Genomic DNA, 25,660 nt, shown 5'->3' with positions numbered 1-25,660 from the left:
TTAATAAACTTTAATAACAATGTATCTAAACTTCGCACACCCATTAGCGTATGCGTTGATTTAGATACATTGTTTTATATAAATAAATTGTTGTTTACTTTTTATTAAAATTTGGAGCATAATCTCCTGCCAGTCTTACGGCTTCTACTAAACTTATTTCGTTTGCTATGTTTTTCCAAGCTATATCAAATGCCGTTCCATGGTCAACTGATGTTCTAAGGAAAGGCATATTGTTTGTTATTGATATTGTTCTATGGAAATCTACAGTTTTTGTAGCTATATGACCTTGGTCATGATATAGAGAAAGCACTGCATCAAACTTTCCTTGAAGCCCAAAGAAGAATACTGAGTCTGCTCCTATTGGACCTACCACGTCTATTCCTTCTTTTCTTGCTCTTTCAATTGCTGGTTCTATTTCTCTTTCTTCATCTCCAAATAATCCATGCTCTCCACAGTGAGGATTTAACCCTGCCACTGCCATTTTAGGATTCTCTATCCCAAGTTGTCTTAGTGCTTCTTTTGATCTTATTATAAATTCATACATATTTTCATCAGTAACTAAGTCGCAAGCTTTTTTAAGGGATACGTGTCTGCTTAAGAAGAATACCCTTAAATCTCTTACTTGGAACATAGTTAAAGGATTGTATGTTTTTGTTAAGTCTTCCAATACCTCTGTGTGACCTATGTAAGGCACATTACCAGCTTTAAAAGACTCTTTATTCAGTGGTGTAGTTGCTATTGCTTTAACTTTTCCCTCCATTGCATAATCTATTGATTTGGCTAAATATTCAAAAGCAGCCTTTCCACACATTCCACTAACCTTACCTGGTTCAAATTTGTTCATATCTATATTATCTATATTTACTAAATTTAATGTTTTGTTGTTGTAGTCTCCATCTTCTGGATTTTCAATAGTATTTATTTTCATATCCACTTCACAAACATCTATAGCTTTTTCTAATATTTCCTTATTTCCAAATACAACTATGTTTGCATAAGTATTTGTTTCCTCCTTAGCTATGGATTTAACCACAATCTCCGGTCCTATTCCTGCTGGATCTCCTAAAGGTACTCCTATATATTCTTTATTCATAACTATTCCTCCAAATTTAATGTCATAATTTATACTATTTAAGCAACGGATATATCTGAAGTGGTAACGAAGATATATCGTTGGCGCTATGAGCCTAGCGAATTTTAAGCAACGGGAATTGCTGAGCTTGCGAAGCAATTACGTTGGCGACATGAGCCTAGCTAATTTTAAGCAACGGATATATCTGAAGTGGTAACGAAGATATATCGTTGGCGCCATGAGCGTAGCAAATTTTCACTATTTCATATAATATTGTGTTGATATTTTTGTTGCTAAGTAATCTATACAAATGGATAAGGTTTTCTTATCTCCTATAAGACCACCCTTTGTTATTGCTGGCATATTAGAGTATTTACCTCCAATAAATCTGCCATACACTGCTAGTGGTATTATTTCATCTTTTATGTCTATACCTTCAACACCTAGCCTTTTCATGACTTCCATAGTTACATCACCGCCACTAGTATATAGAGCTCCTATGGATGAATTTGATAATTCTAAAGCCAGCTCTGTTATTTTAGCTAGGCCTTTGTTTATCTTAACTGATATGGACTCTTCATCTATACCAAGTTTCTTGGACAGTTCACTTAAATTTAAAACCTCATCTTCCCTTGTTGTTGTAGTTATTCCAACAATATTAGATGTACTAAACTTTAATTTTTCTTCTATTATGTGTAATACTCTTTCAATCTCTTTATCTATTTTTTCATCATCTATAAGCTTCAATGGATTTACTTTCACAAGAGCTGGTGATTTTGTTGCAACTAGATTTTCTATTTGGCCTATGGTAGTTTTACTTACACTTCCTATGGCAAAGAAAACTTTCTTACCTTGTTCTACTTGAGATGATCCATATTTAGCATTCATTAAACATTTAGTAAATGGTCCTGGGTCAACTGGAATAATATTTAATTTTGTCAGCTCAGATGCTTTTGCTATTGTTTCTATTTCATCATTAGTTACTGCATCTACAACAATTATTCTATTTCCTTCATCTACTAATAAATTTATTTTTCTACTTAAAAATTCTTCTCCTCTTAACACATCACTAATTTGTATGTCAGCCACCTTAAACTTACTTTGGCTTTGTATTATTTCTTTTACACTTGAATTAGTAACTGGACATTTTGGATCCTTTGCTACCAAAGTATTTTGAAGTGGCACTGAGTTTACTAATAAAAATCCACCTATGGAAATTCTTCCTGAATCAGGATAAGATGCCACAACTACAGCTATGGATTTTTCATCTTGATCTAAGATGGCATCTATTTCTGAGCCTATATTTCCTCTTAAAGTTGAGTCTATTCTTTTTGTATATATGGGCTTTAAATGCTTTACTCTTTCTACTTCCTTACTAACTCTTTCATAAGCTTCTTCTTTTGTAACGCCTCTACTATCAGTGCTTATAGCTACTACGTCACAAAGGCTCATATTTTCATCATTTAAAAGTGTAGAATCTATAAATGTAGAACATTTAAAGCCTTCTTTTGCTAATAAAACACCTGTTGCATTTGCGCCTGTAAGATCATCGGCTATTACATATAATTTCATATGTCTCCCCCATCTTCTAAACTAGTTTTATGTTTACACCTTTATCTTTCATTTTCTTTAGTATTTCCTCTTCTAATCCTTCATTAGCAATAACTATTTCAAAATCTTTTAAATTTCTAATTTTATTAAAACTTCTTTTGTTGAATTTTGAATTATCAGTTACAAGCACTCTATGCATAGATACGTCTATCATAGTTTGTTTTACCTTTGCTTTGTTTGGAACAAAAGTTGCTAGTTCTAAGTTTTGATTTATGGCGCTTGCTCCCACAAAACATATATCTGCATTTATATTGTTTAAAAAATCTATTGTATAAGTATCTAAACAGCTTCCTGTGTTTCTTTGAATTCTTCCACCGGTACAATAAACTTCTAAATTTTCATACTTCATTAAATAAGCTGCAATTAATATGTCTGTTGTGATTATTTTCAAATTATTTTTCTTTACTAATAATTTTGCAATTTCCATACAAGTTGTACCTGAATCTAAAATAACTATGGAATTATCGTTGACAAGTTTTACTGCTTCTTTTGCAATTCTCACCTTTTCTTCCATATAACATTTTTCTTTTTCTTCATAGTCAACTTCTTTTACCATGGAACTATCTATTACAGCTCCACCAAACACCCTAGTAATAAGACCGTCTTTTTCCATCTTATCTAAATCTCTTCTTATAGTCATAGTTGCCACTTGGCAAATATGAGCTAGTTCATTTACTGTAGCATTTTTATTTTTCACTATGTAATCATAAATTTTTTTATGTCTATCTAACTGGAACATTTTCATACCTTCTTTTCATGTTTATTTTGAAGTTCGTTTATGTTCATCTATGTTTATATTATTCCACAAACTTTCATAATCCGCAATATGTTTTGTTTATTTATGTTTGTTTATTTAATAACTAACAAATTCAAACATATTTGAACATATTTTATTATACATTAATTTAAGAAGCTAAGTCAGACTCTTAATAATTAACAATAATAAATCCCAGGATACAAAGTACCCTGGGATTTATTATTATATTACTTTTATATAATTATGTTTTCTAAAAAATCCTTTAATCTTTCACTTTCATGAGTATAAAATTCATTTGGCTTCCCATCAAAATATATTTTCCCCTTATCTAAAAAAACTACTCTAGTTGAAATGTCTAAGGCCATTTTTATTTCATGAGTCACAATAACCATTGTATATCCTTCTTCTACCAATTGTTTTATAGTTTTAAAAACTTCAAAAGATAGTTGAGGATCTAGAGATGATGTAGGCTCATCAAAAAGTATTATCTCTGGTTCCATTGAAAGGGCTCTTGCTATAGCTACTCTTTGTTTTTGTCCTCCAGACAATTCATTTGGATAATAATTTGCTTTATCACCTAGTTTAACTTTTTCCAATAAAGACTCAGCCATTTTTTTTGCCTTATCTTTTTTTATTCCCCTCACATTAACTAAAGGATTTACTATATTATTTATAACAGTATAGTGGGGAAACAAGTTAAAGTTTTGAAATACCATTCCAACCCTACCTGCAACAGAGTTGTGACTATTTACTTTTTCACCCCTTATATAAATGTTTCCACCTTGTATTTTTTCAAGTCCGTTAATACATCTTACTAAAGTACTTTTACCAGAACCACTGGCTCCTACCAAAGATATAATCTCACCTTTTTTTATATCTAAAGATATTCCTTTTATTACATCTAATTTGTCATAACTTTTATGTACATTTTCTAATTTGATTATTGACTCCATCTTGTGCTTCTCCCTTCTATAAACTTAGCTAGAAGTGAAATTGAGTAAGTCATTACAAGATATATTAATGCAATTACTAAATATACTTCAAAAGGTCTTAATGTTCTAGCATAAATCTGATTTCCTACCCTAGTTATTTCAGCAATTGAAATTATAGATACTAAAGAAGTTTCCTTTATTATGCTGGCAAAAGAATTCATTAATGATGGCAAAGCTACTCTAAATGATTGAGGTAATATTATTTGAATATAAGTTTTTACCTTTGAGTATCCTAGGGAATATGCGGCTTCATATTGTCCTTTATCTATGGATAAAATTGCACCTCTAATTATTTCAGACATATATGATGCTGAATTTAGTGATAATCCAATAATTGCACATGTCATAGGATCAAGTGTAATATTAAAATATGGTAATCCATAGTAAATTAGAAATAGCTGCACCAATAAAGGTGTGCCTCTAAATACTTCAACGTAAACACCTAACATAAATTTAATTATTTTTGGTGTTTTGTATGCTCTTAAAAAGCCTATCATAATTGATAGCAATAAACTTATAAAAAATGTCCATACTCCCAATTGCAAAGTTATTTTTCCTGCATCTACAAATTGATGCATATATGGCATTAAAAATTGAAAATCTAAATTATTCATTTTATTTTATATCTAACCATTTCTTTACAAGCTCATCATACTTACCATTTTCTTTAATTGCTGATATGGCATCATTTATTTTATTTGTTAATTCATCTTCACCTTTATTCATTACTACAACTAAATCACATTTTTGAATTGGGTCATTAATAATTTTAAGAGCGTCATTATCTTTTATTTGAGATGCTGCAAAAGCAATCCCTGCTGCTACTGCATCAATTCTACCATTTTGTAAGTCTAACACAGCTTCTTGGGTTCTGTTATACTTTCTTATGTCTTTAAGCTTTGTAGTCTTGTTTAACTCTTCTATTGCTACCTCGCAACTGCTTGTTGCTTGAAGGCCTACAGTTTTACCTTTTAAATCTTCCTTACTTTTTATATCATTATTATCTTCTTGAACAATTATAATATCACTAAGTTCGTAATAAGGATTACTCATATTAACGTTTTGTGACGCTGATGTTGCTTCTTGTGGAGACATGGCAGATATTATTGCATCATGATCACCCTTTTGTAATCCTGCTACTAGTCCTTCCCATGGTGTATCTTTAATTGTTACTTTTACCCCTAGTTCTTCTCCTAAAGCTTTTGCAAAGTCAGCATCAAAACCTTCCACATCCCCAGCTTCATTTCTTGTTGAAAAAGGTGGATACTCTGGACACATACCTACTACTAATTCGCCTTTTTCTTGTATTGTATCCCAAGCTGTACTTTTACTTTCTTTAGATTCGGCTTTTTCATCTTCTTTCGGAGCAGAACACCCTACAGCTCCTATACATAGTATTGTTGACAATACTAATATCAATGATTTTTTTAATTTTTTCATAACATAACTCCCTCTTAATATGTAATATTTATATTTTAAACACAATCACTTTATATGACTTATGTTCAATTAACCAGATATTATCATTTTTAAACTTTCCATACTTTTAATTGGATCTTCTTCATTTATTCCTACAAACTTTAACCCCAAATTGTACTTTTCATTTTCTTTCATCAAAGTATCCATAAATACACCTTGACCTTCTCTTGTTTCATATCCATCAAAATCTAAATTTTCTCCACCTGCATTACCATAACAAGTTAAATTCACTCCACAAGTTGGACTTCCATCTATGCCAATAACATACTTGACTTCATAGCCATTTGTTATGTAATTTCTAACACTTTTAATTACATCTTTTGCTAGTTTTGTACAATGTTCTTCATAAAAAGGATTATTATATTGATTTATGGACTGCCCCCATCTTTTTATTCCCATGCATGTAAGTTCAGGGCACTGCAATTGCATGATTCCATAATCATTGTCATAAAGATGATCGATAACTTCTCTTACACAAGCTTTTGATGTAGCAAGACCTTCTACCTTTGAATTTATATTCAATATACAATGACTAACTAAGACAATTTTTTTCGACCTTTTCATCATAACACCCCCTTTTCAATACTCCTATTTAAAATCCTATTTTATTATACAATAACAACAATTTTTTTAGTGTTATTTGGCAATTTTTCATTATTGTATGTTTTTATATAACATTGGTTATATAGATTATTTTTATATTAGTACTTTGAAATTCACTACCCACTATAAAAATTTATTTATATTCAATGTAATAAGATATTAAGCTAATTAATTAATAAGTCTTATTACACTAGAGAGAAGTATTATTGAAATATTTACTAATTTAACATAAACTTATAAATAAAAATAATTAATTATGAGGTGGTCTTATTAATAACTTAGCGAATGCTATTACATGTCTACGAATTCTATGTTCACTTTTTATCCTATTTACAAATCCATTCACTTTATTGTTTTGGGTGTTATATATGTGTTGTGGTATTAGTGATATTTTAGATGGAGTTATAGCCAGATCAATGAAAATAGAAAGTGAAATAGGTGCAAAGCTGGATAGTATTGCAGATCTTACTTTTATCATTACAATGATATTTGTTTTTCTTCCCATATTACATCTTCCTAGATGGATTTGGTTATGGATAATTATCATCGCAGTTATTCGTATGTTGTCATACTTATTTGGTTTTATTAAATACCATACTTTTGCTTCTCTGCACACTTATACAAATAAAATAACTGGTTTATTACTTTTTACAACACCAGTTTTATATATTTTGTTTGGAGTTAATGTTACAGGAGTAATATTATGTGTCAGTGCATTATTGTCCGCCTTAGAAGAATTATTAATTACAATAAAATCAAAAGAACTTGATAGAAATATAAAAAGTATTTTTAGTATAAAACTCTAAGTAGTAATGAAAATAGCTTAAAGAAATAGTTATTTTTTTACATAAAACAGCACCTATAATAGGTGCTGTTTTTATATGAGTATATTATTTCTCCGTACATATAGTTAAAACATCTGAAAAATCTCCAAAGCATACTTGACCGTTTAATTCTTTAAATGCTCTTACTTTATAGTAGTATTTTTTTCTGTTTTTTAAATTTTTATCTTTGTAACAACTTTTTCCATTGTCTGTAAGTGTGGCTATTCTTGTAAAATTACCACTTTCATTAGTTGCTCTATAAACTTCATATCCAGAAGATTTATATACAGTCTGCCAGTTAAGTTCCACAAAAGAGTTAGATACACAATTGGCATGTAGTCCTTTTACAACCGGTGGACAAGTTGTAGTGTCTAGTATGTCTGATGAGTCTCCTAAGCATATTTTGTCTCCTGCTCTTTTCAACGCTCTAACCTTGTAATAATAATTTGTTCCACTATCCAACTCTTTATCTATATAACATGTAGTTTTGCCATCTACTTCATCAATTTTTCTGTAAAATCCATTTTTCATAGTTGTTCTGTAAATTCTATATCCACTGGCACCTTTTACTTTGCACCATTGTAATTTTATACAATCAGATTTTTTCATAGTCACTCTTAATTCTGTTACTTTATCAGGTTTATAATCTGTAGTAATATTTTGTTTTTCTATGTTTGTTTGGGCAAATGAATGAGCTAAGCTTCCCATGTTACTCATTATTAGTCCTAAAGTTAAAAGTGTTACTGTAATATTTTTAAGTTTTTTTGTCATTACTTTTCCTCCTATTTTAATTTTTACGTAACAAGGTTATTTTTATTTATAATTTACCCTCTATTCACTAAAAAATTCTATTTGAATAATCTAATATAATATATCCTTTCCTACACAACTTAATATTAGTTTTTTACAAAGTTTTAAAATCATGAAAAAGCTGATTTAAATAGATTATTCTTCTATCTAAATCAGCTTTCTGATTTTATTATTCTTTTTTATTTTATTATTCTATTTAATTTTCAATTCTTCTAGCATCTAGATCTCTTTTTATTCTTGGGTATAATTTATCTATTCCCATAAATAAGAACCATATTATACAAACTATAACTGTTATAACTAAAGGTAGGTATAAGAATAATGATTTTATAGCTGTTATTGCTGATGCTGATTGTACTAAAGCTGTTCCATCATAATTTCCTAGTGCTAATATCCATCCTAAAGCTGCAGTTCCAAGACCTGTTCCAAATTTCATACCAAAACTTGTAACACTATAAGTTAATCCTTCTTCTCTAACTCCATCTTTCCACTCACTATATTCAACAACATCTCCTACTACTGCAAATAGACAAGAATATAATGCTGCATGTCCAATTCCTTGAAGTACTAATCCTAAATATATTCCTGGAAGATAAGTTGGACCTGTTATCTGTACAATAAGGCCTATTCCATATAATACAAATCCTGAGAATAATACTTTTATCTTACCAAATTTTTTAGTGAATTTAGGCATAATCATCATAGCTAATATAGTAGGTATATAGTTATACATTGTCATTGAACTATTTATCATTTCATTTCCAAGTATATATTTAGCATAATATATTCTTGAACCACTTGTTAAACCTAATGATATATATATAATCGCAAAAGCTAATGTTATTAATATAAAATATTTATTTTTACATAGAACTTTAAATGTTTTTAAAGGATGAGTTTTTTCCTTAGCTTTCGTATCTTTTTGAACAATTGGCTTATATCTTTCTTTTGTTCCTGCAAATGTTGTTACGAATGCTGCAAGAGCGATTACAGCATATATTATACTTAATGTAGTCCAAGCTTTTTGGTCTCCACCAAAATAACTTACTAATGGTATTGTAATAACATTTATCACTAATTGTGCTATCATTGTCAAAGTAAAACGCATAGAGTTCATTATATTTCTATCTTCTTGATCAACTGTTACTAATGATAACATTGTATTATATGCTAAATTATTTGCTGTATAACATACTGCCGCCATAAATATATAAACTACAAGTAAATATATCATCTTATTTGTATCACTCATATTAGGAATAGAGAATATCATAACTAAACTGATCGCTAAAGGTGGTGCACTCCATAATACCCAAGGTCTAGCCTTTCCCCATTTTGTATTTGTTTTATCTATAAGCACACCCATAAATAAATCTGAAACACCATCGAACACTCTGGCTATTAACATTACTGTTCCAAGTATTCCTGCTGATAAACCTGCCACATCTGTACAATAAATCAATAAAAATGATGCTACAGTAGTCCAAACTAGGTTTGCCCCCACATCTCCTACTCCATAACATAATTTTTCTCTTACAGATACTTTTTCATTATCTAAATCCTTTCCCATGTTGTTATATGATACATTCTCCCTCAAATTTATGTCCATTTTTGCTCCTCCAAATTCTGCTTTTTCACTTTTATAAAACTTCTTTAACTACTTTTACAATATTATCTGCACATAATCCAAACTGTTCAAGTAAATCTTTAGCTGGACCTGAATGACCAAACTCATCATTTACACCTATTTTTCTAACAATTACAGGGTTTATTTGAGATAAATATCCACTTACTGCATCACCTAATCCCCCTATGATTGAATGTTCTTCACATGTTATTATTTTTTTACATTCTTTAGCTGTATCTAAAAGAAGTTCTTTATCTAAAGGTTTTATTGTAGGTAAATTTATTACACGTGCATTTATGCCTTGTGATTTCAAAATTTGTCCTGCTTCTATTGCTTCACTTACCATAAGTCCTGTAGCTATGATTGCCACATCTTTTCCTTCTTGTAATATTTCACCCTTACCTATTTTAAACTCAAAATTCTCTTCATCATGAAATACTGGTACTGCCATTCTACCAAATCTTATATATACTGGTCCTTCATGTTCATAAGCTGCTTTTACACAAGCTTTAGCTTCCACGTCATCTGAAGGAGATAATACTACCATACCTGGAATACTTCTCATTAAGGCAAAGTCTTCACAACATTGATGACTTGCACCATCTTCTCCTACAGATATTCCACCGTGAGTTGCTCCTATTTTTACGTTTAAATGAGGATATGCTATTGTATTTCTAACTTGTTCAAAAGCTCTTCCTGCTGCAAACATTGCAAATGTACTTACAAAAGGAACAAGTCCCATTGTAGACATACCTGCTGCTACACAAACCATATTTGCTTCTGCTATTCCACAGTCAAAGTGACGATTTTCAAATTCTTTTTTAAATATGCCTGTTTTAGTAGCTGCTGCAAGATCTGCGTCTAAAACTACAAGATTTTCATTTGTTTTTCCTAACTGGGCTAGGGCATTTCCGTAGCTATCACGAGTAGCTATTTTTTTAATTTCTTTTACTGGTGTAGTCATCTATCTAGCCTCCCATCTTGCATATTCTTCATTTAATTCATTCATAGCTATATCATATTCTTCATTATTAGGTGCTTTTCCGTGCCATGATGCTTGATTTTCCATAAATGATATACCTTTACCTTTTGTAGTTTTCATAACTATTGCAAAAGGCTTATCCTTAGTATTTCTAGCTAAGTTAAAAGCTTCTTCCAATTCATTAAAATCATGTCCGTCTATTGCTTTTACTTCACATCCAAAAGCTTCTAACTTCTCAACTATAGGATATGGACTCATTACATCATCTACTTTTCCGTCTATTTGAAGTCCATTATTATCAACTATTACACAAAGATTATCTAGTTTATAGTGAGATGCAAACATAAGAGCTTCCCAAACTTGTCCTTCTTGTAATTCTCCGTCTCCTAGAAGAGTATATACTCTGCTATTAATATTTTTGTATTTGGCTCCTTTTGCCATTCCAACTGCTGTGGAAATTCCTTGTCCTAAACTACCTGTACTCATATCAACTCCTGGTACAGTATTCATATTAGGATGACCTTGCAAATAACTATCAATTTTTCTCAATGTTTTCAAATCTTCCACTGGGAAGAAACCTCTGTTAGCAAGGGTAGAATAAAGTCCTGGTGCAGTATGTCCTTTGGATAATACAAATCTATCTCTATTTACCTCTTTAGGATTTTTAGGATCTATATTCATTTCTTTAAAATATAAATAAGTAAATAAATCAGCTGATGAAAGGCTTCCTCCTGGATGACCTGATTTTGCATTAAATGTACTTTCTATTATTCCCCTACGCACTTTAACTGCATTTAATCTTAATTCTCTTTCTTCATTACTTATCATATTTATTCACCAAATACTTTCTTATAGTCCGCTTTAAACTTTTCTATTCCTTGCTCAGTAAGAGGATGTTTTACCATTTGTTCTATTACTGAATATGGAATTGTTGCTATATCTGCTCCTGCTAAAGCACAATCATTTACATGTATTGGGTTACGTACAGATGCTGCTATTATCTTCGCATGAATATCATCATATTTAGAGAACATATCTGCTATTGATTTTATTAAATTTATACCTGGCTCAGATATATCATCTAATCTTCCTAAAAATGGTGATACATAAGTAGCTCCTGCTCTTGCTGCAAGTAAAGCTTGGTTTGCTGTAAATATTAAAGTTAAATTAGTTTTGATTCCTTCACTACTTAGTACTTTACATGCTTTTAAACCTTCTATTGTCATAGGTATTTTTACAACCATGTTTGGGTGAATTTTTGCTATTTCACGACCTTCTTTAATCATACCTTCTGCATCTTCTGTTGTTGCCTTTACTTCTCCACTTATTGGTCCATCTACTATACTTGCTATTTCAGCAATTACTTCTTCAAATACTCTTCCTTCTTTAGCTATTAACGATGGGTTTGTTGTTACACCACATATAACCCCTGTATCATTTGCTTTCTTTATATCCTCTACGTTTGCTGTATCTACAAAAAATCTCATAAAATTTTCCCCCTATTTTAATTAATAATATTTATATTTAACAATTTTTATAATTAACAAAATGGATTTTCAGTTTTATAACGAGTACCTTTTGGTTGGTTATAATCTATTTCTTCAACACAAACACCTAAGTATTTGAATACTTCATATAATGTTTTTCCAAAGTGTCCAAATGCTACTGCACCATGATGTGGGTAATTCTTTTCTATTAATACATGACGATAGAATCTTCCCATTTCAGGTATTGCAAATACTCCTATAGCTCCAAATGACTTAGTTGCTACTGGTAATACTTCTCCTTGTGCAATATAAGCACGAAGTTTTGCATCAGAAGTACTTTGTAAACGGAAGAAAGTTATATCTCCTGGAACTATATCTCCTTCTAATGTACCTTGAGTAACTTCTTCTGGTAAAGAACGAGCCATTATTTTTTGGTATTTCATTTCACAGAAAGATAATTTATTTGATGCAGTATTTCCACAATGGAATCCCATAAATGTATCTTTTAATGTATACTCATATTTAGGTTTTATATCTTCCATATACATATCATTTGGTACTGTATTATTTATATCAAGTAAAGTAACTGTATCATTACTTACAACTGTTCCTATAAACTCACTAAGTGCTCCATATATATCAACTTCACAAGAAACTGGAATTCCTTTAGCTGTTAAACGGCTATTAACATAACATGGTACAAATCCAAATTGAGTTTGGAATGCTGGCCAACATTTACCTGCTATAGCTACAAAATCACGAGATCCTTTATGTGCTTCTACCCAATCAAGTAGAGTAAGTTCATATTGAGCTAGTTTGTCTAATATTTCAGGTTTTTTATTTCCCTCTCCAAGCTCAGCTTCCATCTCTTTTACTATAGTTGGTATACGATCATCATTTGCATGATTTTTAAAAGCTTCAAATAAATCAAGTTCTGAGTTTTCTTCTATTTCAACGCCCAGATTGTAAAGTTGTTTTATTGGAGCATTACAAGCAAGGAAATCTTGAGGACGTGGACCAAAAGAAATTATTTTTAAATTTTCTAATCCATAAACAGATTTAGCTATTGGTTCAAATTCATGTATCATATGTGCACATTCACTTGCAGTTCCTACTGGATATTCTGGTATATATGCTTTTATATTACGAAGTTTTAAGTTGTAGCTTGCATTTAACATTCCACAGTAAGCATCTCCTCTATCATCTAAAAGCTTATCTCCACTTTCTTCTGATGCTGCTATAAACATAACTGGTCCACCAAATTCTTTAGCTAATAAAGTTTCTGACGTTTCAGGTCCAAAGTTTCCAAGATAAACAACTAATGCATTACAATCAGCTTCTTTTACTTCTTTAAGTGCTTTTCTCATATGTATTTCATTTTCTACACATGTTGGACATTCATATATTTCACCATATTTTTGTGTATACTCTTTTACTACTGCCCTACGTCTATTTTCAGAAAGTGACATTGGAAAACAATCACGACTTACTGCAACTATTCCTATTTTAATTTTTGGCATATTATTCATAACAAAACTCCCCTTTTCTTTTTATAATGTTATATTTTCTCCATGTATTCCATTTACTGCATTTTCTATATTTGCTTCTTCATGAGCTATTAACCATTTATTTCTGGCAAATAATAAAGCGTTTTCATCTTCCCTACAGATTTTAAAATCTATGTCTGTGTTTGTTCCTTTTGGTAAAACTACTACACATTTGAACATTTTATTATCTACTCCACAAGGTGCATAGTGTAGAGTAGTTGCATAAACCTCAATTGCAGTTCCCTTTGGCACTAGGAAAGCCTTTACTTTTGAACTATCATAAGTAAAATCTTCTGTAATATCTTGTTGTGATCCAAGAAGTAATATTAAATCTGTTGCTGCAATATTTATCTCACTATCTCTGTGATATTCTAATGCATTTAATTTATTATTATAACCATTGCAATATCCTATTTGAATTGGCATACCACCATATAGCTCATTTTGTAATATCTTCATATCATTTGTGTTTTCCAATTCTGATATGGATGGATAATAAACAACGTTTTCACCACATTCAGACTCTTCCATTAAATTTAATATTTCATCAAATTTATAATTTTTAAGTACTTTTCCATACTTCTTGAAAGAAGCATCATTTATGCTACAAATCTTCATATTCCACCTCTATTATAATAATTCTTTATATAAATTTTTAACAGTAGGATATATTCCTTTGAACTTTTTATAAGCATTATCATAAAGTGCTACAAGCTCAGGATCAGGCTTAACAGTGTTTACAACCTTTACAATTTTGTCTGTTGCATCTTTTACACTTTCAAACTCCTTACAACCTACTGCTGCTAAAATTGCAGCTCCTAAGGCAGGACCTTCTTCCACCTCAATTTTTTCAACATTTACATTTAATACATTTGCTATTATTTCAACCCAAATCTTACTTTTAGCTCCTCCGCCACAAATCTTCGTACTATTTATGTCAATTCCTAAAGATTTAGCTACTTCAAAACTATCTCTTAGAGCAAATGCTACTCCTTCAAGAACAGCTTGTGACATTTGTTCACGAGTTGTGTCCATGCTCATACCAATAAAACATCCTCTAGCATCTGGATCATTATGTGGTGATCTTTCTCCCATAAGATATGGTAAAAAGAATACTTTGTTTTTACCAAGTTCTTTTATATTATTTAATTCATTATTATATTCTTTAGTTTGTAATATTTCTTCTATCCACCATTTATTACATGAACCTGCACTAAGCATGCATCCCATTAAATGATATTTTCCATCTGCATGTGCAAAAGAATGAAGTGCATTGTTATCATCTACTCCAAATTTTTCACTTGCAATAAATACTGTTCCAGAAGTTCCAAGGGATATATTACACACTCCATTTCCTACTGTACCAGTACCTATAGCAGCTACTGCGTTATCGCCCCCACCTGCTATAATTTTTACATCTTCCTTAAGGCCAAGTTCTTTAGCAACCTCTTTTGTAAGATTACCTACTACCTCATAACTTTCAAATATTTTAGGTAATTGATTCTCTTTTACTTCACAAATTTTCATCATTTCAGCTGACCAACATTTGTTTTCAACATCAAATAATAACATTCCCGATGCATCAGAAACATCAGTACAAAACGTATTACTAAGCTTATAAGCAAGATAATCCTTTGGTAACATTATTTTTTCTATCTTATCAAAATTTTCTGGCTCATTATTTCTCATCCACAGAATTTTTGGTGCTGTAAATCCTGCAAAAGCAATATTAGCCGTATAATGTGATAAGGTTTTTTTGCCTATAACATTATTCAGGTATTCTGTTTCTTTTCCTGTTCTTCCGTCATTCCAAAGAATAGCTGGACGAATAATATGATCATTTTTATCTAATACTACTAGTCCGTGCATCTGGCCACCAAAGCTTATTCCTGCAACTTGACTTTTATCAAATGGTTCCACTAATTCTTTAATACCTTCTATAGACTGATCGTACCAATGTTGCGGATTTTGCTCTGACCATCCATTCTTAGGGAAAAATAATGGATAATCCTTTGATACAATGTTTTTTATTGCTCCACTTTCATCCATTAACAGTAACTTTACTGATGATGTCCCTAAATCGATACCTATATATAACATGTTCATCCCCCTTTGAGTTATGTGTTCGAGCACACTTTTATTGTATATGCATATTTTATAAAAATCAACAGTTATTTTATTTTTTATGTGCCTAAGCACATTTGACTTTTTTAAATTCATATGATATTCTAACTATATATAAATCATTACTAAGAGGAGTTTAAAATGGCTACTATAAAAGAAATCGCTAAATTGGCAGGCGTATCTAGAGGTACTGTCGATCGTGTACTAAATAATCGTGGAATGGTTAATCCTGATACAGCTAACAAAGTAAAAGAAATAGCAAATGCACTTAATTATAAACCAAATAAAGCTGGTCTTATTTTGAGTGCCCAAAAAAAGAAATTAAAATTAGGTGTAATTTTATTTGGAGCTAATAATCCATTTTTTGATGATGTTATAAAAGGTATTAATGAAAAAAGTAAAGAACTTGAAAGTTATAATTGTACAATAAAAATAAAATCTATTCCTTTATGTATAGATGAACAATTAAAATCAATAGATGAATTTGTAAATGAAGGTATTAATGGTATTGCTCTTACACCATATAATGATAAAAAAATTGTATCAAAAATTAATGAACTTTATGATATGGGAATTCCTGTAGTAACTCTAAATACAGATATAGAAGGATCTAAGAGACTTGCTTATGTTGGCAGCAATTATTATGATTCAGGTAAAACTGCTGCTGGTTTGATTAATATAATAACTAAGGGAGATGTTAATCTAGGAATTGTAAGTGGTTCCAAAAATGTTATGTGTCATAGTGAGCGTATATCAGGACTTAAAGATTGCATTAAAAAAAATTATCCTCATATTAAAGTAATTGACACAGTTTACAACGATGATGATGATATTAAAAGTTATGAACTTACTTCTAGGTTACTTGAAAATAAAGATATTAATGCATTATTTTTTGTTGCTGGTGGTGTATATGGAGGTTGTAGTGCAGTTATTTCCTCAAAAAAAGAAAATAATATAACAAGTATTTCTTTTGATAATGTGCCTACAACAAAAAAAATGATTGAAAATGGATTGATTAAAGCTACTATATGTCAACAACCAGAACTTCAAGGTTCAAAACCTTTAGACATACTTTTTTCATATTTATCTACTGGTGAACAGCCTAAAAAAGAACATAATTACTTACGTTTAGATATTCGTATAAAAGAAAATATGTAATATTAAATATTAACTATTACATATTAGCTATTACATATTAAATAAGCATATTCATAAGTATATTCAATTGAATATACTTATTTTAATATAAAAATTTATTTTTAATCCAAATAATTACACTCATCTAAAATTACTACTTTTCTGTTATTTTTTTAGCAACATAATAAAGTCCACATGCAGGATAATATATATAAACAAAAAAATAGGAGGCAAAATGAAAGTCAACGACAATATATATATGCTAAAAATACCAACAAAAATACATCCTGATAAATTTACTTATCCTGTAGTAATTTTAAATAAAGGAAAAATGCTTTTAGTTGATAGTGCATATCCTGGAGAGTTTGAAACTATCAGAACTGCCTTTTATAATGAAGGACTGGATATTAGATATTTAAGCCATATGCTTTTAACACATAAAGGCTTTGACAACTTAGGTTGCACAAAAGATATTGTAAATACTATACCCGATGTAATAGTTATGGCTCCTTCACTTGATAATAAATTTTTAGTTCATATAAAATTAAATGATAACGACACAACTCCTCATTTTGACAATATTAAAGTAATATCTACCCCTGGTCATACTCCAGGCCATGTTAGTTTATATATAAAAGATGAAGAACTTTTAATTGCAGGGAATTTGCTCGATATACAGCTCAATTTGTTAGGACTTACTGACAAAGGTTTGAATTTTGATAATGAAACTTATCTTGATTCTGTAAAAAAAGTTTCAAAACTACCTATAAGTAAAGTTATTTCTTATCATGGTGGCATGTTGGAAGGAACAATAAATGCTGGGATTAAAGCTTTGATTAGTTAACTTTGTCAAAAATTTCAATATACTAAAAAGAGTAGAGAATCTCTTCTCTACTCTTCAAATTTACACTATATTTTTATCAACTTCTATCAATCTATTCTCTTCACTATTTTCTTCCAAATTAATAACTCTATCACAAACAATATTCACCAAATCCTTATCGTGACTGATAACAATAAGTCCAATACTGTTTTTCTTGCAATAATCAATAACCACATTCCAAATTTGAGCCTGTGTTATAGCATCTAACATGGTAGTCATCTCATCAGCTATAAGAAACTTAGTTTCAGGACTAAGAGCTCTAAGAACGCAGAACCTTTGCAACTCCCCACCAGAAAGTTCACTTGGCCATCTATTTAACCATTCTTTCTTAATTCCCATAGCTTCTATCATTTCATCACTTGGTACATAAGCTTCATTTATAATTTTTTTCATTTTCCATTTTGGATTTACTGATTTTTCTGGATGTTGGAAAATTAGTTGGACAGGGTTGAAAGCATTTTTCTTTTTCTCACAACCTTCTAGTATTACATTTCCTTTGTCTGGTTTAATATATCCAGCCAAAATCTTAGCAAAAGTAGTTTTACCAAATCCACTACGTGCTACTATTCCAACCACTTCATTATTTTTTACAGATAAATTTATATCTTTTAATATATATTTATCTCCTCTATATTTAAAGTTAATATTTTCAGCTTTAAGTAGCATATAAACATCTCACCTTTCCATCTCTTATTTCTTTCATTTCAGGTTTTATGTTTTCACAATCAGGTGTTCTTATTTCACATCTATCATAAAATAAACATCCTACAGGTAGCTCACTGGCCAGTGGTTGACTACCTTTTATTGGTGTAAAACTGTTGTTAGGCAGTGCATTAAACAGTGCCTTTGTATATGGATGCCTTAAGTTTTCTCCACCGTTTTTGAAGTCTTGCGCTTTTGCAATTTCCAAAGTAGTTCCTCCATAGAAAATTGCCACCCTATCTGCAATTTTTAAAGCAGCAGATATATCATGGGTGATTACAAGTAATGCACAGCCACTGTCAGCCAAATCTCTAAAATCTTTTAAGACTTCATTTAAAGATTTTTCATCTAAGCCTGGCGTTGGTTCGTCTGCGATTATTACTTCACAGTCACTAACTAAAGCGCTTGATAAAAGAACCTTTCTTGCCATTCCACCTGATAGTTGGAAAGGATAATATTTTTCTACCTTTTCTTCTAAGTTATATTTTTTAAATACATTTCTAAGTATACTATTACTTTTCTTTTTATCTTTTATGGAAATCTTAACTTGTTTTCCCACTTCCATTAGTGGATCTAAATAATTTACTGATTGAGGAATAAATACAATTTCTTTTCCCCTAAGTTTTTCTTTTCTTTTTTCGTCTAATAATTCATTTTTATAAGTTATATCTCCTCTTGTCACTGCATTACTTGGTAGTATCCCCAGAATTGAGTGAGCAAGTAGACTTTTACCTGAACCACTAGACCCAACAACTGCTAATATTTCACCTTTATATAAATCTATATCTAAATTATTTATAGCCTTTGAATCTATTCTATTTAATCCCTTTGTATATTGGCTAAAACATATCTCCAAATTTCTAACACTTAAAATTGGTTCCTTATTCATAGCTACCTCCTAATTATAAGCTGTTTTAGGATCAATTAATTTTCCTATTTTTTTACCCATATTATCCACCATCATAGAAACTAAAACTAATGATAATCCTGGGAAAAATGCTAACCACCATTTTCCACTAGTTAGATATTTCATGGATTCTGACAAAATTATTCCTATGGCTGGTTCATGTGATTGTAAACCAAATCCTAAGAAAGTAACTGAAGCTTCATGTAAGATAGCATGAGGGAAAATTAATACAATTCCAACTAAAAGCTGAGGTATTACATGAGGTAAAATATGATTTTTAGCTATATATAAATTTGATTTTCCAAAATTCTTTGCAATTTTCGTATAATCAGATTCTTTTACTTGCATAACTTCTGCTCTTATTACTCTAGTAAGTGAAGTCCAGTGAGTAAGGGATACTCCAAGAACTATTCCCTTTAATCCTCCACCTGCTGCCATAGAGATTAAGATTATTATTAAAGTATGAGGTACTGATAAAACTAAATCTATAAACCAAGTTATAACTAAGTCTACTTTTTTACCACAAGTAGGTCCGATTACCCCCAGTATTACTGCAATTATTCCACTTATAATAGAAGATAAAACTCCTATTTTCATACTTATACTAAGACCTTTTAATGTTCTAAAAAACATATCGCGGCCTATCCAGTCTGTACCAAATACATGAGCTAATGAAGGCCCTTGATTTTTATTAATTAAATCTATACTAAACTTTTCAGTATCAATAGCACTTCCTACAACTAGTATAACTATAAAAAATACTATAAATATTCCCAGGGAAAGTATGGTTTTTTCTCTAATTCCAAATTTAAAGGATGAAGATTTTCTTTTTACACTGCTATTTACTTCACTCATTATGCCACTTCCCCTCCTTTAATTCTTGGGTCTATTATTCTATATAGTAAATCTGCTATTACATTTCCACTATAAACAAAAATACAACTGATTATTACTATCCCCATTAAAAGAGGTAAATCTCCCTTAAGACCTGCTGAAACTGTGGCCTGCCCAAGTCCTGGATATGAAAATACTTGCTCTGCAAATATGGTTCCTGCAAATAATTCACTAAATGATAAAAACTGTAATGTTATGGCTGGAAGTGAAACATTTTTTATTACGTGATTAAAAATTATACTTTTTTTACTTTCTCCACGAGCTTTTGCAAATAAAACATAATCACTATTCATAACTTCTATTACTTTCTCTCTTGTGTGCAAACAAATATTAGAAACACCTATAAGACTTAACGTGATTGCAGGAAGTATCATGTGACTAAGTAAGTCCATAAAGGTTACATCTGCTGTGCTTACACCTATTGGAACTCCCAGGGCTACTGGAAACCATCCTAGAGAAACAGAAAATACCATAATAAATAAAATACCTAGCCAAAATGTTGGTGTTGACATAACAATATAACAATACCCACGTATTATTTTATCTATTACCTTATTTTCATTGCTACCACTGATTATTCCCATTACAAAACCTAAAATCCCGGAAATAACCCAAGCTATAATCATTAAGTATAAAGATGCTTTAAATTTTTGCCCTATAATCTCCAAAACTGGTCTTCTGTATATTAGTGAAGTTCCCCAGTCTCCCCCCACTATAGACTTAAACCAACACATAAATCTTTCAACTGGCGGCTGATTCAACCCCCAGTGCTCTGCAATTAATTCTCTTTGCGCTGCACTTACTTTTGTACTAGCTCCCACATAAGCTGTAACTGGGTCTATTGGAGATAGCTCCATTAATACAAATGTAATTATACAAAGGGCAACTAATAAGGTAATTAGTCTTATTATTTTTTTAGATAGGAAAACTCCTATACTTTTGCTATTTTTCATCCAATAAACTCCCCTTTTTTGTATTTCTTATAATTCAAATGTGAGGACACCCTAAATAAGAATGTCCTCATAATATATTATAGCTTATTTTGTCTTATTTCCATGCCCATTCTGTAACATTGTCGAAAATTCTTCCACCATGAGGTTGAACAACTGGCTTGCCTATATCAAATCCTTCACTTACTATATAAACGTGATTTGCATTAACTAACCAACAGTATGGAGCATCACCTTTTGCACAAGCACCAGTTTTTCCATCAAATTGAGCTTTTTGCCAGTAAGGTAGCGCTTCTTTTTCATCTTCACTATTTAAAGCTTTGTCTATATATTTATCTACAGTTTTATTATCATAGAATCCTGCATTGTCCCACTCAACTGGTGTATTTGCAGCCTTACCATAATATAAGTTGTAAAGTTCTGATGGATCTCCTGAACCCCATCCAAATAATACAGCTTCTTTATGTATGTCTTTTAATATAGTATCCCAAGTTCTTTCTTCTAAAGTTATTTCTATACCTAATTCTTTAGCTATCTTTTGGAATTCTAATCCTAATGCCTGTCTATAGTTTCCTGGAGTATATAATACTTTAAAAGACGCTTTAGTTTTATCTTTTTCTAATATTCCATCATTGTCACTATCTTTCCATCCGCCGTCTTTTAATATTTTTTTAGCTTCTTGGATATTGTTGTAGTCAGATTCTTCAAGAACTGATTCTTTATTTAACCAAGGCATTTTTTCAAGACCAGTTGTAGATACTGAACCATATCCATTTAACACACCATCAACCATTCCTTGTCTATCAACAGCAGTATTAAACGCTTTTCTTATTGCTTCATCACTTGTAACATTGTTTCCTATTTCATAACCTGTTTCAGTTTTCTTACCAGTATTTGCAACCATTGGGAATTCAACACCATAAGTTTCTATACTTGGTATATCTAAAATTTTAGTACCTTCAACTTTTTCTTTAGCAAGATCTCCATTTATTGATGCCATGTCAACGTCACCTGATTTTACAGCAGCATAAGCAGCATCAATTTCTAAAAATACCATAGTTAATTTTTTTATACTTGGTTTTTCACCATAATAATCTGCATTAGCTTCTGCTATAACTTGTTGTCCTTTGTCCCATTGTACAAATTTGTATGGTCCAGATCCTATTGGATTATCTTTAAATGAGTCATTATATGCATGTTTAGGGACTATACCACAAGCACCTAATTTTTCTACAAATGTTGACATTGGTCTTTCTAATTTAAATTCAACAGTTGTATCATCTTTCGCTTTTACTTCTTTTATCATTGTTAAATCTATTTCTGTAGAACTTTTCTTAGTTGTTTCATATGTAAATGCAACATCCTGAGCTGTTACAGCTTTTCCATCAGTAAATTTAGCATCGTCTCTTATTTTAACTGTCCAAGTTAGCTTATCCTTTGATATTTTATAATCAGTTGCTAAATCATTTTCCCATCCAAGTTCTTTGTCTCTTTTCATTAATGTTGAGAAGAACACCTTAGTTATAGATCCATGTCCCCCTGTTATAGCATCAAATCCAGCTTCTGGTTCTGCTCCAACAGCAACTACTAACTCATTATTTTTTTTTCTTTGTTCCACACCAGATTTAGTACTTGTGTCTGATCCTGAATTAGATGAATTAGAACATCCGGCTAATGCACCTACTAATAATACCATTGATAATAGCTTAGCAATATTTTTCTTTAATTTCATTTTCTTTAGCCCCCCAGTATTTGTTTTCCCTGTAATTCTTCATTTTTCCCTATAATTCGCATTTTTGACAAAAAAAGCCACGAAAGTATATTAACCTTCATGGCTTTTTTTTGATCTTCATAGATCTATTTCATATTCAAATTATGATAAAATTATAACACTACTTTCCCTTATTTTCAACATATATTAAACATATATTAAATATTTTTTATTTTATAACGAAAGTAAATTTTATATTTTATACTTAATCATTAATTTTTCTGTATGACTATCTACGATATATTTCTGCTTTTTTCTTAAATTGAATTTCTTGTCCATAAATATTGCCACAATTACATAAACTAAAAATGCAACTTTAAACATACTGAAAAAGGAAACTATTGTAATAGCAAAGTATAATAAACTCAAACTTTTCTTCTTATATTTAATGTTTATATAATTTCCTATTAATATATTCCCGTCTCTAAATATAAAATATAATGATAAATACTCTGTACAAGTTATTATAGTATTTAAATAAACATTGTTAATTTTTATATTAGAAAATCTCAATAAGCTTACTAATGCAACATATCCTAAAGCATAATAAAAATATTCTTTTTTCATACACATAAAATTACTATAATTTCTTATGGATCTCATCATAAAATATTTTCTTTTCCCATTTTCATTTAGTATTCTAAGCTTTTTACCAAACATAATTGATATAAAATATATAGAAAATACCATTCCAAAAGGAAATACTGCTATAAATAAATAATAAATAACTTGTAAATTGATTTTAACAAATGGCAATAACTTTGACATATTTTCAAGTATTGCTGGATTGCCATTAAAGTAGTATATGTATCCTTGGAACTCTTCCATAAAGCTATATCCTATAATATTTCTAGCATAAATATCTACTAATATCATAAAAATAACACCAACTATAGAACCTAAAAATAGATCATCAAAAATATCTGATGCTTTTGCAATTAAATAGCCACATAAAATACCTAAAAGGAAACTTTGGCTTACTAATATTGCAGCAGCAAAGTTTCCAAGAACAAGTAATATTAAAGTTACACTACTAATGCCGCACATTAATGTGTATTTGAATTCACATCTGAAATATATTAGTGCAAATATTATTGGCACTCCAAAATCTAAATACAGTCCATATCCCAAACCAGTTGAAAGAGCAATCATTGTAAGTACGATGAAAGTAGATGATAATATGGCTGCTTCTGTTAATTTTTTTACTGAACTATTCAATTTTTATGCCTCCAAAAACTTTTAAATTAAACCTAGTATACCACTTTTTAGGAAATTTATCTGTTATAATATATGGTATAGGTTAAGGTTAGGGGGATTTATTATGACTTTTGAACAAATAAAGTCTTTTTTAGCCATAGTAAAGTATAATCATTTTACCCTAGCATCACAAGAATTATATATTTCTCAATCATCCATTTCAAAACATATAAAATCTTTGGAAAAAGAACTTGGAGTTGAGTTATTTAATCGACAACATAGAAGTATAAAACTCACTGATGCAGGAGAAGAGTTCTACAAGTTTGCACACAAATCTATGGCAGGTTACAAAAATATTTTATTAGATATGAAAAAATACTCTTGTGAAGAGAGTAGCTCTATCTCTATTGGTGTTATAGACACAATGGTTGAATACGGTGTAGCATCTCTTATTGGGGATTTTCAAAAGGAATATCCTAATATTCAAGTAGATTTAATTGAAAGGTCCAACAGTAAAATAATAGAATACATTAGCGGCTCTATGGTAAATTTAGGGTTTATCAATTCCCATTATGAGCATAAAAACATTCTAAACCTTCATAAAATAATTGATGATGAGTTAGTTCTTGTAACATCAAAAAAACACGCTTTATCAATGAGATCCTCTGTGGATATTTTTGATACTGCTAAGGAAAAATATGTTTGCGTCAATGGTGATTATTATTTACATAATGTATTTTTAAATACTTGGGGTAACCTTAATTATTTTCCAAACACTTTATATATAGACTCTCAAACAAAAACACTTTTAGCTTTAGTTTGTGAAAATATAGGTATTACCTTACTTCCTTATAATGTTGCTTTATCTTACAAAAAAAATATTGATAATAGCATACATATTTGTCATTTGCAAAATTCTTTTTCAGCAAATATTTTTTTAGCTCAATTAAAAAACAGACGACTTAGTAAAAATGAACATATATTTAAGGAATTTGCTACTAGATGGTTTGAAACAAATAAAACACCATGTAAATTGTTAGAGACAAAATAATTTTTATAAAAATTCACTTTTATCTTGTGTCAGTCATAATGATCAGATAAAGTGATTAAAAATAAAAGATGCTTAGATCCATAATATGGACTTAAGCATCTTTTTATTTAACTGATTTAATAAACCAAGGGACTGTAGGTAGATTTGTGTAAAACAAACTTACCTACAGTCTTTTTTGTATGTAAAATTGGTAAGTTTGGAATAATATTCATATTAAACTTTTGGAGGTATTAAAATGAAAAATAAAAAAGAA

Annotated in this window: 25 protein-coding genes; 4 read left to right on the top strand and 21 right to left on the bottom strand. The window is 30.2% G+C overall.

Features of this window, described 5'->3' with window-relative positions; genetic code table 11:
• Positions 1-94: 94 nt before the first annotated feature.
• From pdxA to K0040_RS10980, 7 genes are all read right to left on the bottom strand, one after another.
• Positions 95-1,093, bottom strand: coding sequence for a 4-hydroxythreonine-4-phosphate dehydrogenase PdxA (gene pdxA, locus K0040_RS11010; RefSeq protein WP_228108851.1), 999 nt, complete (start codon positions 1,091-1,093; stop codon positions 95-97).
• Positions 1,094-1,330: 237 nt separating this feature from the next.
• On the bottom strand, positions 1,331-2,644 hold the full coding sequence (locus K0040_RS11005; protein WP_228108850.1) for a four-carbon acid sugar kinase family protein: 1,314 nt from the start codon (positions 2,642-2,644) through the stop codon (positions 1,331-1,333).
• Positions 2,645-2,660: 16 nt separating this feature from the next.
• On the bottom strand, positions 2,661-3,422 hold the full coding sequence (locus K0040_RS11000) for a DeoR/GlpR family DNA-binding transcription regulator (RefSeq protein ID WP_228108849.1): 762 nt from the start codon (positions 3,420-3,422) through the stop codon (positions 2,661-2,663).
• A 251-nt stretch (positions 3,423-3,673) separates the two neighbouring features.
• Positions 3,674-4,393: an amino acid ABC transporter ATP-binding protein gene (locus tag K0040_RS10995; protein ID WP_265588868.1), complete on the bottom strand. Its 720-nt coding sequence runs from the start codon at positions 4,391-4,393 to the stop codon at positions 3,674-3,676.
• Positions 4,381-5,046 (bottom strand): amino acid ABC transporter permease, encoded by a 666-nt coding sequence (locus tag K0040_RS10990; RefSeq protein ID WP_228108848.1) that lies wholly within the window; start codon positions 5,044-5,046, stop codon positions 4,381-4,383. Before K0040_RS10990 ends, K0040_RS10995 begins: the two co-directional genes overlap by 13 nt.
• Position 5,047: 1 nt before the next feature.
• Complete coding sequence (locus K0040_RS10985; protein WP_228108847.1) at positions 5,048-5,872, bottom strand: transporter substrate-binding domain-containing protein; 825 nt, start codon at positions 5,870-5,872, stop codon at positions 5,048-5,050.
• 69 nt (positions 5,873-5,941) lie between these two features.
• Positions 5,942-6,475, bottom strand: coding sequence for a CD3072 family TudS-related putative desulfidase (locus K0040_RS10980; RefSeq protein WP_228108846.1), 534 nt, complete (start codon positions 6,473-6,475; stop codon positions 5,942-5,944).
• 308 nt (positions 6,476-6,783) lie between these two features.
• Here K0040_RS10980 and K0040_RS10975 point away from each other — a divergent pair, with 308 nt between their 5' ends.
• The gene (locus K0040_RS10975) at positions 6,784-7,320 is read left to right on the top strand and encodes a CDP-alcohol phosphatidyltransferase family protein (RefSeq protein WP_228108889.1); all 537 of its coding nucleotides are present in this window, start codon (positions 6,784-6,786) and stop codon (positions 7,318-7,320) included.
• An 84-nt stretch (positions 7,321-7,404) separates the two neighbouring features.
• On the opposite strand, the gene K0040_RS10970 is transcribed toward K0040_RS10975, so the two are convergent.
• The 8 genes from K0040_RS10970 to xylB all read right to left on the bottom strand — a co-directional run bounded on the left by K0040_RS10970 (position 7,405) and on the right by xylB (position 15,891).
• Positions 7,405-8,109 carry a fibronectin type III domain-containing protein gene (locus K0040_RS10970; RefSeq protein WP_228108845.1) on the bottom strand — a complete coding sequence of 235 codons (705 nt, stop codon included), beginning with the start codon at positions 8,107-8,109 and terminating at the stop codon, positions 7,405-7,407.
• A gap of 235 nt (positions 8,110-8,344) precedes the next feature.
• Positions 8,345-9,757: an MFS transporter gene (locus K0040_RS10965; protein ID WP_228108844.1), complete on the bottom strand. Its 1,413-nt coding sequence runs from the start codon at positions 9,755-9,757 to the stop codon at positions 8,345-8,347.
• Between the two features lie 31 nt (positions 9,758-9,788).
• A complete protein-coding gene (locus tag K0040_RS10960) occupies positions 9,789-10,739 on the bottom strand; it encodes a transketolase family protein (RefSeq protein ID WP_228108843.1) in 951 nt (316 codons plus the stop codon).
• Positions 10,740-11,585, bottom strand: a complete 846-nt coding sequence (locus tag K0040_RS10955) for a transketolase (RefSeq protein ID WP_228108842.1) — start codon at positions 11,583-11,585, stop codon at positions 10,740-10,742.
• Between the two features lie 2 nt (positions 11,586-11,587).
• The gene (gene fsa / locus K0040_RS10950) at positions 11,588-12,244 is read right to left on the bottom strand and encodes a fructose-6-phosphate aldolase (RefSeq protein ID WP_228108841.1); all 657 of its coding nucleotides are present in this window, start codon (positions 12,242-12,244) and stop codon (positions 11,588-11,590) included.
• 53 nt (positions 12,245-12,297) lie between these two features.
• On the bottom strand, positions 12,298-13,773 hold the full coding sequence (locus K0040_RS10945) for an L-fucose/L-arabinose isomerase family protein (RefSeq protein WP_228108840.1): 1,476 nt from the start codon (positions 13,771-13,773) through the stop codon (positions 12,298-12,300).
• A gap of 21 nt (positions 13,774-13,794) precedes the next feature.
• Positions 13,795-14,409 carry a DUF4867 family protein gene (locus K0040_RS10940; RefSeq protein WP_228108839.1) on the bottom strand — a complete coding sequence of 205 codons (615 nt, stop codon included), beginning with the start codon at positions 14,407-14,409 and terminating at the stop codon, positions 13,795-13,797.
• Between the two features lie 12 nt (positions 14,410-14,421).
• Complete coding sequence (xylB, locus tag K0040_RS10935) at positions 14,422-15,891, bottom strand: xylulokinase (RefSeq protein ID WP_228108838.1); 1,470 nt, start codon at positions 15,889-15,891, stop codon at positions 14,422-14,424.
• 165 nt (positions 15,892-16,056) lie between these two features.
• Between xylB and K0040_RS10930 the strand changes: the two genes are divergently transcribed.
• Together K0040_RS10930 and K0040_RS10925 are read left to right on the top strand one after the other, a co-directional pair.
• Positions 16,057-17,073 carry a LacI family DNA-binding transcriptional regulator gene (locus tag K0040_RS10930; RefSeq protein ID WP_228108837.1) on the top strand — a complete coding sequence of 339 codons (1,017 nt, stop codon included), beginning with the start codon at positions 16,057-16,059 and terminating at the stop codon, positions 17,071-17,073.
• Between the two features lie 214 nt (positions 17,074-17,287).
• Entirely contained in the window at positions 17,288-17,896 is a 609-nt protein-coding gene (locus K0040_RS10925) for an MBL fold metallo-hydrolase (RefSeq protein ID WP_228108836.1), read from the top strand.
• Positions 17,897-17,956: 60 nt separating this feature from the next.
• On the opposite strand, the gene K0040_RS10920 is transcribed toward K0040_RS10925, so the two are convergent.
• From K0040_RS10920 to K0040_RS10895, 6 genes are all read right to left on the bottom strand, one after another.
• Positions 17,957-18,601: an ABC transporter ATP-binding protein gene (locus tag K0040_RS10920; protein WP_228108835.1), complete on the bottom strand. Its 645-nt coding sequence runs from the start codon at positions 18,599-18,601 to the stop codon at positions 17,957-17,959.
• Positions 18,591-19,526, bottom strand: a complete 936-nt coding sequence (locus tag K0040_RS10915) for an oligopeptide/dipeptide ABC transporter ATP-binding protein (protein ID WP_228108834.1) — start codon at positions 19,524-19,526, stop codon at positions 18,591-18,593. The genes K0040_RS10920 and K0040_RS10915 overlap by 11 nt, the downstream gene beginning before the upstream one ends.
• 9 nt (positions 19,527-19,535) lie before the next feature.
• Positions 19,536-20,399 (bottom strand): ABC transporter permease, encoded by an 864-nt coding sequence (locus K0040_RS10910; protein WP_228108833.1) that lies wholly within the window; start codon positions 20,397-20,399, stop codon positions 19,536-19,538.
• Complete coding sequence (locus K0040_RS10905) at positions 20,399-21,391, bottom strand: ABC transporter permease (RefSeq protein WP_228108832.1); 993 nt, start codon at positions 21,389-21,391, stop codon at positions 20,399-20,401. The genes K0040_RS10910 and K0040_RS10905 overlap by 1 nt, the downstream gene beginning before the upstream one ends.
• Before the next feature lie 94 nt (positions 21,392-21,485).
• Positions 21,486-23,120, bottom strand: a complete 1,635-nt coding sequence (locus K0040_RS10900) for an ABC transporter substrate-binding protein (RefSeq protein WP_228108831.1) — start codon at positions 23,118-23,120, stop codon at positions 21,486-21,488.
• A 231-nt stretch (positions 23,121-23,351) separates the two neighbouring features.
• A complete protein-coding gene (locus K0040_RS10895; RefSeq protein WP_228108830.1) occupies positions 23,352-24,377 on the bottom strand; it encodes a YybS family protein in 1,026 nt (341 codons plus the stop codon).
• 103 nt (positions 24,378-24,480) lie between these two features.
• On the opposite strand from K0040_RS10895, the gene K0040_RS10890 reads away from it, so the two are divergent.
• Positions 24,481-25,407 carry a LysR family transcriptional regulator gene (locus tag K0040_RS10890; RefSeq protein WP_228108829.1) on the top strand — a complete coding sequence of 309 codons (927 nt, stop codon included), beginning with the start codon at positions 24,481-24,483 and terminating at the stop codon, positions 25,405-25,407.
• Positions 25,408-25,660: the final 253 nt, after the last annotated feature.

Source organism: Terrisporobacter petrolearius, from assembly GCF_020748185.1.
In the GTDB taxonomy this organism is placed as follows: Bacteria; Bacillota; Clostridia; order Peptostreptococcales; family Peptostreptococcaceae; genus Terrisporobacter; species Terrisporobacter petrolearius.
The sequence above is the reverse complement of the archived record's forward strand: the minus strand, read 5'-3'. Positions and strand labels throughout refer to the sequence as shown.